Annotated in this window: 14 protein-coding genes; 6 read left to right on the top strand and 8 right to left on the bottom strand. The window is 62.5% G+C overall.

Going from position 1 to position 12,270, the window contains the following annotated elements:
* Positions 1 to 71: 71 nt before the first annotated feature.
* Complete coding sequence (locus P0D80_RS42950) at positions 72 to 719, bottom strand: glutathione S-transferase family protein (RefSeq protein ID WP_408292974.1); 648 nt, start codon at positions 717 to 719, stop codon at positions 72 to 74.
* Positions 720 to 845: 126 nt separating this feature from the next.
* On the opposite strand from P0D80_RS42950, the gene P0D80_RS42945 reads away from it, so the two are divergent.
* The 6 genes from P0D80_RS42945 to P0D80_RS42920 all read left to right on the top strand — a co-directional run bounded on the left by P0D80_RS42945 (position 846) and on the right by P0D80_RS42920 (position 7,249).
* Complete coding sequence (locus P0D80_RS42945; RefSeq protein ID WP_408292971.1) at positions 846 to 2,411, top strand: 3-hydroxyacyl-CoA dehydrogenase; 1,566 nt, start codon at positions 846 to 848, stop codon at positions 2,409 to 2,411.
* Positions 2,408 to 3,196: an oxepin-CoA hydrolase, alternative type gene (locus P0D80_RS42940; RefSeq protein ID WP_408292968.1), complete on the top strand. Its 789-nt coding sequence runs from the start codon at positions 2,408 to 2,410 to the stop codon at positions 3,194 to 3,196. The genes P0D80_RS42945 and P0D80_RS42940 overlap by 4 nt, the downstream gene beginning before the upstream one ends.
* A gap of 11 nt (positions 3,197 to 3,207) precedes the next feature.
* Entirely contained in the window at positions 3,208 to 3,924 is a 717-nt protein-coding gene (locus P0D80_RS42935) for a histidine phosphatase family protein (RefSeq protein ID WP_408292965.1), read from the top strand.
* 21 nt (positions 3,925 to 3,945) lie between these two features.
* Entirely contained in the window at positions 3,946 to 5,052 is a 1,107-nt protein-coding gene (locus P0D80_RS42930) for a phosphotransferase (protein ID WP_408292962.1), read from the top strand.
* Between the two features lie 92 nt (positions 5,053 to 5,144).
* Positions 5,145 to 6,404 carry an acyl-CoA dehydrogenase family protein gene (locus P0D80_RS42925; protein ID WP_408292958.1) on the top strand — a complete coding sequence of 420 codons (1,260 nt, stop codon included), beginning with the start codon at positions 5,145 to 5,147 and terminating at the stop codon, positions 6,402 to 6,404.
* Between the two features lie 143 nt (positions 6,405 to 6,547).
* On the top strand, positions 6,548 to 7,249 hold the full coding sequence (locus P0D80_RS42920) for a glutathione binding-like protein (protein WP_408292955.1): 702 nt from the start codon (positions 6,548 to 6,550) through the stop codon (positions 7,247 to 7,249).
* A 96-nt stretch (positions 7,250 to 7,345) separates the two neighbouring features.
* Here the strand turns inward: P0D80_RS42920 and P0D80_RS42915 are convergent, their stop codons facing one another.
* The 7 genes from P0D80_RS42915 to P0D80_RS42885 form a co-directional block, all read right to left on the bottom strand.
* Positions 7,346 to 7,825, bottom strand: coding sequence for a MaoC family dehydratase (locus tag P0D80_RS42915; RefSeq protein WP_408178056.1), 480 nt, complete (start codon positions 7,823 to 7,825; stop codon positions 7,346 to 7,348).
* Positions 7,822 to 8,280 (bottom strand): MaoC family dehydratase, encoded by a 459-nt coding sequence (locus P0D80_RS42910; RefSeq protein ID WP_408292951.1) that lies wholly within the window; start codon positions 8,278 to 8,280, stop codon positions 7,822 to 7,824. The genes P0D80_RS42915 and P0D80_RS42910 overlap by 4 nt, the downstream gene beginning before the upstream one ends.
* Before the next feature lie 35 nt (positions 8,281 to 8,315).
* On the bottom strand, positions 8,316 to 9,443 hold the full coding sequence (locus tag P0D80_RS42905; RefSeq protein ID WP_408292948.1) for an acyl-CoA dehydrogenase family protein: 1,128 nt from the start codon (positions 9,441 to 9,443) through the stop codon (positions 8,316 to 8,318).
* A 10-nt stretch (positions 9,444 to 9,453) separates the two neighbouring features.
* On the bottom strand, positions 9,454 to 10,650 hold the full coding sequence (locus tag P0D80_RS42900) for an acyl-CoA dehydrogenase family protein (RefSeq protein ID WP_408292945.1): 1,197 nt from the start codon (positions 10,648 to 10,650) through the stop codon (positions 9,454 to 9,456).
* 48 nt (positions 10,651 to 10,698) lie between these two features.
* Positions 10,699 to 11,124, bottom strand: a complete 426-nt coding sequence (locus tag P0D80_RS42895; RefSeq protein ID WP_132375244.1) for a DUF1178 family protein — start codon at positions 11,122 to 11,124, stop codon at positions 10,699 to 10,701.
* 228 nt (positions 11,125 to 11,352) lie between these two features.
* Positions 11,353 to 11,877, bottom strand: coding sequence for a helix-turn-helix transcriptional regulator (locus P0D80_RS42890; RefSeq protein ID WP_408292942.1), 525 nt, complete (start codon positions 11,875 to 11,877; stop codon positions 11,353 to 11,355).
* A 52-nt stretch (positions 11,878 to 11,929) separates the two neighbouring features.
* Complete coding sequence (locus P0D80_RS42885) at positions 11,930 to 12,175, bottom strand: hypothetical protein (protein ID WP_408292939.1); 246 nt, start codon at positions 12,173 to 12,175, stop codon at positions 11,930 to 11,932.
* Positions 12,176 to 12,270 lie beyond the last annotated feature (95 nt).

The raw sequence follows: 12,270 nt of genomic DNA, 5'->3' as shown, positions 1-12,270 counted from the left end.
CCTCGCCATCGCGCGCAGCGGCCCCGGCGTGCGCGGCACGCGCCGGTCCGCTTCCTTCGGGGCAACGCCGGTCAAGCAGGGCGCGATGCCGCGATATGCGCCTTGCGGTCCTCGGTCACACGCTGCGCGGCCGCCCTGGGGTTGATCGCTTTCACATAGCTCTTCCAGTCAATGCCGGCGTCGACCAGAAAATCGCTGCCGTAAATGGTCTGCGTTGCCATGCCCACCAGCGGCAAGCTCACATAACCGGCCGTATCCGCCACGCTGAAGCGTTCGCCCATCAGATACGGCCCGAACTTCGCGATCCGTTTGAAGCCGGCAATGTGGTGCTTGAGCAGTTTCTCCACGCGCCCCTTGGTCGCGTCGGTCACGGTGCCGCCGAAGAACGCTTCCTTGTAGAGGTTGCGCGCGGTCAGTTCGAGATGCACATCGACGAACATGATCAGTTCGCGCTCCTTGGCCGCTTCCCATGGGTCGGCGGAGAAAATCGCCTTGTCGGGAAAACGCGCGGCCAGATACTCGACGATGCATTGCGACTCGCACAGATCGCCGTCTTCAGTCTGCAGATAAGGCACTTTGCCGAGCGGCGAATGCTCGAGCATCGCCTCGTCCTGACTGGGCTTCACGGACACTTCCTCGAACGGAATGCCGTGTTCGAGCAGCACGAACTTCACTTTGTTGTAATAGTTAGAGAGCGCGAAACCGCACAGCTTGATCATCAGGTGTCTCCTTCCCTTGAGTTGTATGCGACCGCCCGTCAACGTCAAAGCAGCGGCCTTCGTTCAATCATCCAGTAAATTGCACGATCGTGCTATTCTAAAATAACCATGGAGTCGAGCATCACAATGACCTCTCGCAATTTCAGCATCGAGACTATTGGCATTGTCGGAACCGGAGCAATGGGCCGCGGCATCGCCCAGATCGCCGCACTGGCCGGTCTCACCGTGCGTCTGTACGACACCAACCCTGCTGCGATCGGCGCCGCGCGCGACTACCTTGCCGAGACTTTCGCCAAATTGACCGCCAAAGGCAAGCTCGACCAGGCGCGCTCGCTTGCGGCGCTCGCGAACGTGAGCGGCGCGCAAAGCATCGGCGAGCTGGCCGGTTGCGATCTGGTCGTGGAGGCGATTGTCGAGAAACTCGACGTGAAGCAGGCACTGTTCCGCGAACTCGAAACCGTCGTGAGCGGCAACTGCGTGCTGGCGTCCAATACGTCTTCGCTGTCCATCACGGCGATTGCCGCCGGCTGCAGTGACCCGTCGCGCGTGGTCGGTTATCACTTCTTCAACCCCGTGCCGTTGATGAAGGTGGTCGAAGTGATCGACGGTCTGCGCAGCGACCCCGCGGCCGGTGACGCGCTGATGGATCTCGCGCGCCGCATGGGTCACACGCCGGTGCGCGCGAAAGATATGCCCGGCTTCATCGTGAATCACGCGGGCCGTGGCATGAATACCGAAGGCTTGCGCGTGGCGGGTGAAGGCGTGGCCAGTTTCGCCGACATCGACCGCATCATGCGCGAGCAGGCAGGCTTTCGCCTCGGGCCGTTCGAGTTGCTCGATCTGACGGCGCTGGACGTCTCGCATCCGGTGATGGAGTCGATCTATCACCAGTTCTATGAAGAGCCGCGCTTCACGCCGTCGCCCATCACCGGCACGCGGCTCGCGGGCGGATTGATCGGCCGCAAGACGGGCGAAGGCTTTTATCGCTACGAAGAAGGCAAGCAGCAAGTGCCTGCCGAAGGGCCCGCGCCGACTGAATTGCCGGCCAGCGTGTGGGTCAGCAAGCGTTATCCGCAAGCTCACGATGCCGTCGTGCAACTCATTGAGAAAGCCGGCGTGAAACTCGACGACGGCGCTACGCCCGCAGCGAATTCGCTGGTCGTCGTCACACCGTTCGGCCACGATGCGACCACGGCCGCAGTCGATGAAGCACTCGACGCCAGCCGCGTCGTCGCCATCGATACGCTCTTCCCGCTCGTCGGAGCGCAACGCCGCACGCTGATGACCACACCCGCCACCACGCGCGCCGCGCGTGACACGGCGCACGCGCTCTTTGCCGCCGACGGCGTGCCCGTCACCGTGATCCGCGACTCGACCGGCTTCGTCGCGCAACGGGTGGTGGCGACCATCGTCAATATCGGCTGCGACATCGCGCAAAAACAGATCGCCACGCCGGACGATATCGACCTTGCCGTCACGCTCGGCCTCGGCTACCCGCGCGGCCCGCTTGCCCTCGGCGACGCGCTAGGCTCGACGACCATTCTCGCTATCTTGCGCAACATGTTCAGTGTGCTCGGCGATCCGCGCTATCGTCCGTCGCCCTGGCTTGCGCGACGCGCCCAGCTTGGCCTGTCGCTCACTCAGCGCGACGCGGCCGATACCGAAACGCAGACCCTGGAGACGCAACAATGAGCGCCGAACTGCTGACCTCGCGCCCCACCGAAAGCGAATCGACGCTGGTCCTCACGCTTTCGAACCCCGGCGCACGCAACGCGCTGCATCCGGACATGTACGCCGCCGGCATCGAGGCGCTCGACTCGGTGGAGCGCGATCCGTCGATTCGCGCCGTCGTAATTACCGGCGCCGACAACTTCTTTTGCGCGGGCGGCAATCTGAACCGCCTGCTGGAAAACCGTGCGAAAGATCCGTCCGTGCAAGCCGAAAGCATCGATCTGCTCGGCGAATGGATCTCGGCGCTGCGTCTATCGTCGAAGCCGGTGATCGCCGCCGTCGATGGCGCCGCAGCCGGCGCGGGATTCTCGCTTGCGCTCGCGTGCGACCTGATCGTCGCCGCGGACGATGCCAAGTTCGTCATGTCGTATGCACGTGTCGGCCTGACGCCCGACGGCGGCGGTTCGTGGTTTCTCGCTCAAGCCCTGCCGCGTCAATTGGCCACCGAAGTGCTGATCGAAGGCAAACCGATCGGCGCCACGCGTCTGAATGAACTCGGCGTCGTCAACAAACTGGCCAAGACCGGCGCCGTGCGCGATTCCGCGATTGCCTGGGCCGACGAGATCGGCAAGATTTCGCCTAACTCGGTCGCGCGCATCAAGGGGTTGATCAGCGCAGCCGGCACGCAGCCACTCGCCGATCATCTCGTGGCGGAGCGCGACAGCTTTGTGGCCTCGCTGCATCACCGTGAAGGGCTGGAAGGCATTTCCGCGTTCCTCGAAAAACGCACGCCGGTCTACAAGTGAGCGAAGGGACGATGCCTGACTACCAACTGCCCAAGCGCCGCCGCATCTTTCTGATGCGTCACGGCGACGTCACCTACTTCGACGACTCCGGCCGCGCGATCGATCCCGAAACCGTGCCCCTGAACGCCAACGGCCGCGAGCAGGCCAGCGCGGCGGGCCGCGTGTTCGCCGAACAGCAGGTCCGCTTCGACCGGGTGATCGTCAGTGGCTTGCCGCGCACCATCGAAACCGCGCGGCGCGTGTTGGCCGAGACCGGCCAGCAGATCGAACTCGAAATCGAGCCTGCCTGGGAAGAGATTCGCGGCGGCAAGCTCGGCAATATCCCGCCGCAGGATATCGAGGCCGCGTTTCTCGGCGTGTTCGATGGCATCGTGCCGGACAGCACGCGATTTCTCGACGGCGAGACCATCGGCGCCCTGTTCGATCGCGTCTTGCCCGCGGTCGCGGCGTTGCGAGAAGACACGTCGTGGGACACCGTGCTGATCGTGTTGCACGGTGGTGTGAATCGGGCAATCCTGTCGCATGCGCTCACCGCCGGCGGCCGCACGTTCTTCGGCCATCTGGCGCAAGCCACCGGCTGCATCAACGCGCTCGACGTCGGCGCTGCCCCGCGCGACTGGGTGCTGCGCACGATCAACTATTCACCGCCGTCGCCGCTGCATCGCGACGTCCGCAACACCACGATGGAAATGCTCTACGCACAATTCATTCAATACAAGCGTAGCTGAACCCCGAACTGGAGGAGACAGATGGTGCAAGCCACACAGACCGGCGAACCAGAACACCAACCGGACTATTCGGACTTCGAGGGCACGCGCCCGGTCAGCGAGCGGCAACGCTTCGACACCGATGCGCTCGCCGCCTGGCTGACCCAGCATGTCGACGGATTTTCCGGGCCGCTCACGCTGGAGCAATTCGCCGGTGGTCAGTCCAATCCCACGTTCAAACTGCTCACGCCGTCGCGTTCGTATGTGATGCGCGCCAAGCCAGGGCCGGCGGCGAAACTGCTGCCGTCAGCGCACGCCGTCGAACGCGAATACCGCGTGATGCATGCGCTCGCCGACACTGACGTGCCGGTCGCAAAAATGCTCGCCTTGTGCGAGGACGAAAGCGTGATCGGCCGCGCGTTCTATGTGATGGAGTTCGTCGAAGGCCGCGTGCTGTGGGATCAATCGTTGCCCGGCATGACGCCCGCCGGGCGCGCCGCCATCTACGACGAAATGAACCGCGTGATCGCGGCGCTGCACAGTGTGGACGTCGCGGCTGTGGGCCTCGCTGACTACGGCAAGCCGGGCAATTACTTCGTGCGCCAGATCGGCCGCTGGAGCAAGCAGTACATCGCATCCGAGACCGAGCCGATCGACGCGATGCAGCGCCTGATCGAATGGCTGCCGCAGCATATGCCGGCCGAAACGGGTGAGCGCGCATCGGTCGTACATGGCGACTACCGGCTCGACAATCTGATCTTTCATCCCGACGAGCCGCGCGTGCTCGCGGTGCTCGACTGGGAGTTGTCGACGCTCGGCGATCCGCTCGCCGACTTCGCGTATCACTGCATGGCATGGCACGTCGACCCGACACAATTTCGCGGTATCGCGGGCCTCGATTGGGCGGCCCTCGGCATTCCCGACGAGCGCGAGTACGTCGAGCGCTATTGTCAACGCACTGGCTTCGAGATTCACGGCGACTGGAATTTCTACCTGGCGTACAACATGTTTCGCATTGCCGCGATCCTGCAAGGCATCATGAAACGCGTCGTCGACGGCACCGCGGCCAGCGCTCAGGCACTCGACGCCGGCCGTCGCGCGAAGCCGATGGCCGAACTCGCCTGGCGCTACGCGCAGAAAGTGCGCTGACCGGAATCGCGCGCTAAGTCGCGCGTCCGGGTGTGCATCATGCTGCGCTCCGAACAAACGTCGTTCGTTACTCATCATCCGCGAGGTCCTACGTGAATTTCGACTACACCCCGAAGGTTCAGGCGTTGCGCGAGAAACTGCTCGCATTCTTTGACGAGCACATCTATCCGAACGAGCAGGCGTTCTACACGGAAATCGCACGCAATCGCCAGAACGGCAACGCGTGGCTGCCAACCGAACTGATCGAACAACTCAAGCAGAAAGCGCGCGACGCCGGCTTATGGAACCTGTTCCTGCCCGACTCCGTGCGCGGTGCGGGCTTGACGAATCTCGAATACGCGCCGTTGTGCGAGATCATGGGCCGCGTGCCTTGGGCGCCTGAAGTATTCAACTGCAATGCGCCCGACACCGGCAACATGGAAACGATCGAGCGCTACGGCAGCGACGACAACAAGCGCGCGTGGCTCGAACCGCTGCTGCAAGGTCAGATCCGTTCGGCGTTTCTGATGACGGAACCTGAAGTGGCGTCGTCGGATGCGACCAATATCCAGACCAGCATCGTGCGCGATGGCGATTACTACGTGATCAACGGCCACAAGTGGTGGTCGTCCGGCGCGGGCGATCCGCGCTGCAAGATCTATATCGTCATGGGCAAGACTGATCCGGAAGCACCCCGCCATCAGCAGCAGTCGATGATTCTGATTCCCGCCGACGCCACCGGCATCACCGTGCATCGCCCGCTCACCGTCTTCGGTTACGACGACGCGCCGCACGGACACATGGAAATCACGCTCGAAAATGTGCGCGTGCCGGTCGGCAACATGCTGCTCGGTGAAGGCCGTGGCTTCGAAATCGCGCAGGGCCGACTCGGACCGGGACGCATCCATCACTGCATGCGTTTGATCGGTCTTGCTGAACGCGCGCTCGAATTGATGGCGAAACGCTCGCTGCAACGTGTCGCGTTCGGCAAGCCGGTCGCCGCGCAAGGCGTCACGCAGGAGCGTATCGCCGAAGCGCGCTGCATGATCGAACAGGCGCGCCTCCTCACCCTGAAAACCGCCTACATGATGGACACCGTCGGCAACAAAGGCGCGCGCGGCGAGATCGCCATGATCAAGGTCGTCGCGCCGAACATGGCGTGTCAGGTGATCGACTGGGCGATTCAGGCGCACGGCGGCGGCGGTGTCAGCGACGACTTTCCGCTTGCGTATGCCTACGCGTCGGCACGAACGCTGCGTTTCGCCGACGGTCCCGACGAGGTGCATCGCAACGCGATCGCCAAGCTCGAACTCGCGCGTTATATGGATGCCGGCGCGGCCGCTCGTGTGGAGACGCCGATCACGCGGGTTTGATGCTGAGCCGAACCGTCACGCCCGGCGCAGCGCGGTCGCGACCGACTCGCGGCGCCGCAAGCAGCATCGCGCGATCTATGCTCTAATTTTCGTCAACTGCGGCGCCCTTCGAGGCGCCGCTTTCACGAAACAAAGGAGATACGATGATCGACGTCTATAGCTGGGCGACCCCGAACGGCCACAAGGTTCACATCATGCTCGAGGAAACGGGCCTCGCGTACAACGTCCACGGTGTGAATATCGGCGCGGGCGACCAGTTCAAACCCGAGTTTCTCGCCATCAGCCCGAACAACAAGATCCCGGCAATCGTCGATTCCGAGGGGCCCAAGGGCGCCGGCGGCCAGCCGTTCGCCTTGTTCGAATCGGGCGCGATTCTGATTTATCTCGCCGAGAAAACCGGCAAGTTTCTGCCGACCGATCCAGCCGCGCGCTATTCGACATTGCAATGGCTGATGTTCCAGATGGGCGGTCTGGGTCCGATGCTCGGTCAAACGCACCACTTCCGCAACTACGCGCCGGAACAGATTGAATACGCGGTCAACCGTTACACGAACGAGACGAAGCGTCTATATGGCGTGATGGACACGCAACTCGGCAAGACGAAATATCTCGCGGGTGACGACTATACGATTGCGGACATCGCCGCCTTCCCGTGGACGCGTTCGTGGCAAAACCAGGGCCTGGAACTCGATGCGTTTCCGAATGTGAAGCGCTGGCATGAAGAGATCGCCGCGCGTCCGGCAGTGGTGCGTGGTGTGGAAGTGCTGGCGTCCGCGCGCCAACCGCTCATGGACGACAAGGCGAAGGAAATACTGTTCGGTGCGACCCAATACGCGAAACATTGAATTCGCCGCGGCATCTGAATCTGCATCATTGAAAAAGCGCGAGCCGGCATGAATGCCGCTCGCGCTTTTTTTGCCTTGCATGCGCCCGCTGCAACGCTAGAAATAATGCCGCGTGATGAACTCCGCGACACACACAGGCCGCTCACTGCCCTGCCGCTCCAGCGTCACATTCCACACCACTTGCACACCGTTTTTTTCGACTTCGGTCACGGACTCGACCGCGAACTTCGCGCGCAACTGAGAGCCGACCGGCACCGGCGACGTAAACCGCACGCGATTCAAGCCGTAATTGACGCCCATGCGCTGCTCGAGTGCCACCGTCTTACCGAGCAGCGCCGGGATCAACGACAGCGTCAGGAAACCGTGCGCCACAGGACCGCCGAACGGTGACTCGCGCCGCGCCCGCTCCGGGTCGACGTGAATCCATTGATGATCGCCGGTCGCTTCGGCGAAACGATCGACGCTCGCCTGATCCACCGTCAGCCATTCGCTCACGAGCGGCTCGGCGCCCACCAACGCGCCCAGGGCCGTGGCGCTGCCGAACGTTGCGGCAGCAGGCGCCGCGCTGTCCGTCATGACGCGGCGCCCGGATTGCGCAGGCCGAACAGTCCCTTCGAGCGCACCGTGATCACGGTTTCGCCATGCTGATTGATGCCCTCCCACTGCGTCGACACGATGCCGCGATCGGGCTTGCTCTCCGAGATGCGCTTGTCGAGCACGGCGTTGATCATGGTGATCGTGTCCCCGACACGCACCGGCTTCAACCAGCGAATTTCGTCGATACCGGGCGAGCCCATCGACGTGGAACCCGCGAACGCGTTGCGCACCAGCATGCCCATCATGACCGAACAGGTATGCCAGCCACTCGCCACCAAGCCGCGGAACGGCGATTCGGCAGCCGCGGCTTCATCCAGATGAAACGGCTGCGGATCGAACTTCTGTGCAAACTCGACGATCTCTTCGCGCGTGAACGTATGCTTGCCGATTTCGACGCTCGTGCCGACTATCAAGTCCTCGTAACTCAAACCCATCGCCGCACCTCCTTGTATCCGATTCGAATGTCTGATCAGGCTTCGGCAGTCACGAAGCCGGGTAGCGCGGCGAACCGCGCGAGATGGTGATCGACATCGCCCAATGTGGTTTCGATGATTGCAAGCCGCTTGAACAGATGCGCCGCGGCCACTTCGTTCGTGACGCCCATGCCGCCGTGCAACTGAACCGCCTGTTGGCCGACGAACCGCGCGGCCTGACCGACCCGCGCCTTCGCGGCGGAAACCGCGCGGCGACGTTCGTCCGCATCCGTGCTGGCATAGCGCATCGCGGCCAGATACGTGACAGAACGCGCCTGTTCGGCGTGAATCAGCATCTCGACCATACGGTGCTGCAACGCTTGAAACCGCGCGATCGGCTGGCCGAACTGCTGGCGCGTCTTGGTGTAGTCGACGGTGGCGAGGTTCAAGGCATCCAGCGCGCCGATCGCCTCGGCGCACAACAGCACCGTGCCGTAATCCGCGATATGTTCGAGCGCGGCCGCGCCGGCGTGTTGGCCGGCAAGCCGGCGCGCGGGCGTGCCGTTGAATTCGAGTGTGGCGGCACGCTGGCCGTCGATCGTGCGGTAGTCCGTGATCTTGACGCCAGCCGCATTGCGCGCCACGACGAAAAGCGCGATCTCGCCGTTCAGCCGGGCCGGCACGATCCAGTGATCCGCTTGCGCGCCGTGCTGCACTACAGACTTCGTGCCGGTGAGTGTCAACTGCTCGCCATGGCCGCTTGCGGCTGTCTCGACCGCGAACAGGTCGTAGCGTGCGTGCGGTTCGTGAAATGCCACCGCCAGTTTGATCTCGCCTTGAGCCGCGCGTTCGAGCAGCGACGCGTCTTCGCCCTGATCGCTACCTGCGAGGCGCAACGCCTCGATGCCGACCGCAGTCGCCCAATAAGGCTCGACGACCAGCGCGCGACCGAGTTCCTGCATAACCACCAGCATGTCGATCGGGCCGCCGTTGAAGCCGCCTTGCGCTTCCGGCACCGGCAACGCCGTCAGGCCCAGTTCGGCAAACGCGGCCCAATGCGCGTCCGACACGCCGGTTTCCGATCTCACGATCGCCTGGCGCGCTTCGAACCCGTAGCTTTTGTCCAGATAGCGGCGCAGCGCGTCGGCGAATTGCTGTTGTTCGTCGTTGAAAGTGAAGTCCATGCGCCGCTCCTCAAAGTCCGAGAATCATCTGCGCGATGATGTTCTTTTGAATTTCGTTCGAGCCGCCGTAAATCGACGTCTTGCGGAAGTTGAAGTAGTAAGCGGCCAAGGGCGCGGCATCGTCGTCGCCGGCCACGCTGTGTTCGCGTTCGCCTTCGAGGAACGGTACGTCGAACGGTGCGGCGAGTGGGCCGACCGCTTCGAACATCAGTTCGGTCAGCGCTTGCTGCACTTCCGTGCCCTTGATCTTCAGCATCGACGCTTCCGGTCCCGGTCCACGTCCACCGGTTTCATTCGCGACCACGCGTTGCACGGTGACTTCGAGTGCCATCAACTCGATCTCGAGGCTCGCGACTTTCGCGGCGAACACCGGGTCTTGCAGCAGCGGCTTGCCGTTCTTTTTCTGATTCAACGCAAGCCGTTTCAGGAAAACGAGTTCGCGCTTCGACTGGCCGACCCGCGCGATGCCTGTGCGCTCGTGGCCGAGCAGATACTTCGCGTAAGTCCAGCCGCGATTTTCTTCGCCGACCAGATTTTCGACCGGCACCTTCACGTCTTCGAAAAAGACTTCGTTGACTTCGTGATCTTCGTCGAGCGTAATGATCGGCCGCACAGTGATGCCCGGCGTTTTCATGTCGATCAGCAGGAACGAGATGCCCTCCTGCTTTTTGGCACCGCTGTCCGTGCGCACGAGGCAGAACATCATGTCGGCGTACTGGCCAAGCGTGGTCCATGTTTTCTGACCGTTGACCACGTAATGGTCGCCGACGCGCTCGGCGCGTGTGCGCAGCGAGGCCAGATCGGAACCCGAGCCCGGCTCGGAATAGCCCTGGCACCACCAATCCGTGCCATCGAGAATGCGCGGCAAATAATGGCGCTTCTGCGCTTCGTTACCGTACTTCATCAGCACGGGCGCCACCATGGAAACACCGAAAGGCAGCACGGACGGCGCGCCGATGCGCGCGCACTCTTCGTCCCAGATGTGCCGCTGAGTCGCGTCCCAGCCCGGGCCGCCATATTCTTTCGGCCACGCGATCGCCGACCAGCCGCGCGTGCCGAGCAGCTTGTGCCAGCCGGCGAAGTCTTCGCGGGTAAGACGCTTGTGATTGAGTACTTTGTCGCTCAACTCGCGAGGCAGATTCGCTTCGAGCCAGGCGCGGATGTCCGCGCGGAACGCGTTATCAGCGGCAGAATAGTCCAGATTCATGCGTCGTGTCTCCTGGCCGCCACCACCCGCCGCCAGTGAGCCACTGCGCTATTGCAGCGGTTCCTTCAAGGCAGCCGGGACCGGTAGCGGCATCACTTCGATGCCTTCTTCGACCAAGGCTCTCGCGTCTTCCGGTGTCGTGACACCGCGAATATTGCGTGCAGGCGCTTCATTGTAGTGAATTCGCCGTGCTTCCTCGGCGAAGCGGTCGCCCACGTTCTCGGTCTTTTCCAGTACCTCGCGCAAGGCACGCATCACACGCGCCTGCATTTCCCCTGCGCCCGCTGGCGCTTTCGTTTCGGTCGCACCCGACAGGTTCAGGCGCGGCGCCGAAGGCAAACGGCTCACCTCGTTCGCGCCGCAGATCGGACATTCGACGAGCTTGCGGGACTGCTGCGATTCAAAGTCATCAGCCGAAGCGAACCAGCCTTCAAACCGATGGCCATGCGGACACTGTAAATCGAGGACCTTCATGTGGAATCAGGGCTTGCGTGCCAGTTTAGCGCAAAACGGAAATTTGTGAACGGTCGTTCGTAAAAATTTACGGACGAAGGCGCCGACGTCGGAGGTCGCTGACAATTCGGACGCGGTGGGCGATTTTAACGCTTTGCGCAAACGCCTGCCGAAGGTGTTCCGGAAGACAGATGGGCTTGGCGGTCACAAACGTCTGCGCGCCTTCGCACGCTGGCCGCCGCCCTGCTTCTATGCCACGAGACATTCCAGTTGACGACCAAGCCGCGGTTCGAGCTCGCGTGCCTCTTTAGCGAGGTTGATCTGCTTGACCGCTCTCGCGATGTCGAACACGTCTGCCTTGATTTCATAACCGCCGCGCGCAGCGAGCCAATCAAGGATGTCCGACAGATGCCATACCGATGCACTGCCCTCGTGGACCGGCGGCGGAAAATCAATTGCGTGGCTCAGCATCAGCTTGCGCATGTTTTGCCGCGACACACCAGCGACTTCGGCGACGTCGGTGAGGCCGACAAAATCGGGCACCGCCTCGACGAGACGTGCTGTCGGCACCACGCGCTTGATGTCCTGCAGAGCACTGACCAGCGCCTCGAATGCGGACTCGCCTTCGCGCGTAAAAAACAGCGCGATGCGGCCCGGTTGTCCGACGCCGACGGTCGCATCGTCGCACCCGGCCTCGCCCAGGCGCTCGACGATCGCGTCAAGATCGCAGTCTTGCGCCGCGAGCCGGTACTTCAAGGTGAACACATATTCCATAAGTTACTCCTGCCTTCGATCAGCCCAAGGCTTCGCCAACAGAACGCTTCTGCTACCGGCGAGCCGTACAGTTGTCGACGATGCGCCGCAGATGTCGGGCGTGGTTGCCGGGATTCCTCGGCGTGCTCCAGACGCTCGATATGCAGAACTCGCCGCACCGACACTCCGCGTCTTTATCAGGACAGTACATTTTTCCCCAGGCGTGGCCTTTGCCGCCGCCCTGAACACGCCAGCCATTTCTTTCGGCATACGCCAACGCCGCTTCGACCTCTTTCGTAGAGTGGGTTCCTCGAACCATCTAATGTCCTCCAATTTAGCGAGAGGCGCGCGCCGGAGGTATAGGTAAGAAAAAACCGCCGCCCCAAAAAAAAAAAAAAAAAAAAAAAAAACAAA

Source organism: Paraburkholderia sp. RL17-373-BIF-A (assembly GCF_046030175.1).
In the GTDB taxonomy this organism is placed as follows: Bacteria; Pseudomonadota; Gammaproteobacteria; order Burkholderiales; family Burkholderiaceae; genus Paraburkholderia.
This window is presented reverse-complemented; position numbering and strand designations above follow the sequence as displayed.

Excerpts from the sequence above, each read along its gene's own strand:
- P0D80_RS42950 (WP_408292974.1), bottom strand. The coding sequence starts at position 719 with ATGATCAAGCTGTGCGGTTTCGCGCTCTCTAACTATTACAACAAAGTG.
- P0D80_RS42935 (WP_408292965.1), top strand. The coding sequence starts at position 3,208 with ATGCCTGACTACCAACTGCCCAAGCGCCGCCGCATCTTTCTGATGCGT.
- P0D80_RS42890 (WP_408292942.1), bottom strand. The coding sequence starts at position 11,877 with ATGGAATATGTGTTCACCTTGAAGTACCGGCTCGCGGCGCAAGACTGC.
- P0D80_RS42895 (WP_132375244.1), bottom strand. The coding sequence starts at position 11,124 with ATGAAGGTCCTCGATTTACAGTGTCCGCATGGCCATCGGTTTGAAGGC.
- P0D80_RS42915 (WP_408178056.1), bottom strand. The coding sequence starts at position 7,825 with ATGACGGACAGCGCGGCGCCTGCTGCCGCAACGTTCGGCAGCGCCACG.
- P0D80_RS42940 (WP_408292968.1), top strand. The coding sequence starts at position 2,408 with ATGAGCGCCGAACTGCTGACCTCGCGCCCCACCGAAAGCGAATCGACG.
- P0D80_RS42945 (WP_408292971.1), top strand. The coding sequence starts at position 846 with ATGACCTCTCGCAATTTCAGCATCGAGACTATTGGCATTGTCGGAACC.
- P0D80_RS42900 (WP_408292945.1), bottom strand. The coding sequence starts at position 10,650 with ATGAATCTGGACTATTCTGCCGCTGATAACGCGTTCCGCGCGGACATC.
- P0D80_RS42910 (WP_408292951.1), bottom strand. The coding sequence starts at position 8,280 with ATGGGTTTGAGTTACGAGGACTTGATAGTCGGCACGAGCGTCGAAATC.
- P0D80_RS42905 (WP_408292948.1), bottom strand. The coding sequence starts at position 9,443 with ATGGACTTCACTTTCAACGACGAACAACAGCAATTCGCCGACGCGCTG.
- P0D80_RS42920 (WP_408292955.1), top strand. The coding sequence starts at position 6,548 with ATGATCGACGTCTATAGCTGGGCGACCCCGAACGGCCACAAGGTTCAC.
- P0D80_RS42885 (WP_408292939.1), bottom strand. The coding sequence starts at position 12,175 with ATGGTTCGAGGAACCCACTCTACGAAAGAGGTCGAAGCGGCGTTGGCG.
- P0D80_RS42930 (WP_408292962.1), top strand. The coding sequence starts at position 3,946 with ATGGTGCAAGCCACACAGACCGGCGAACCAGAACACCAACCGGACTAT.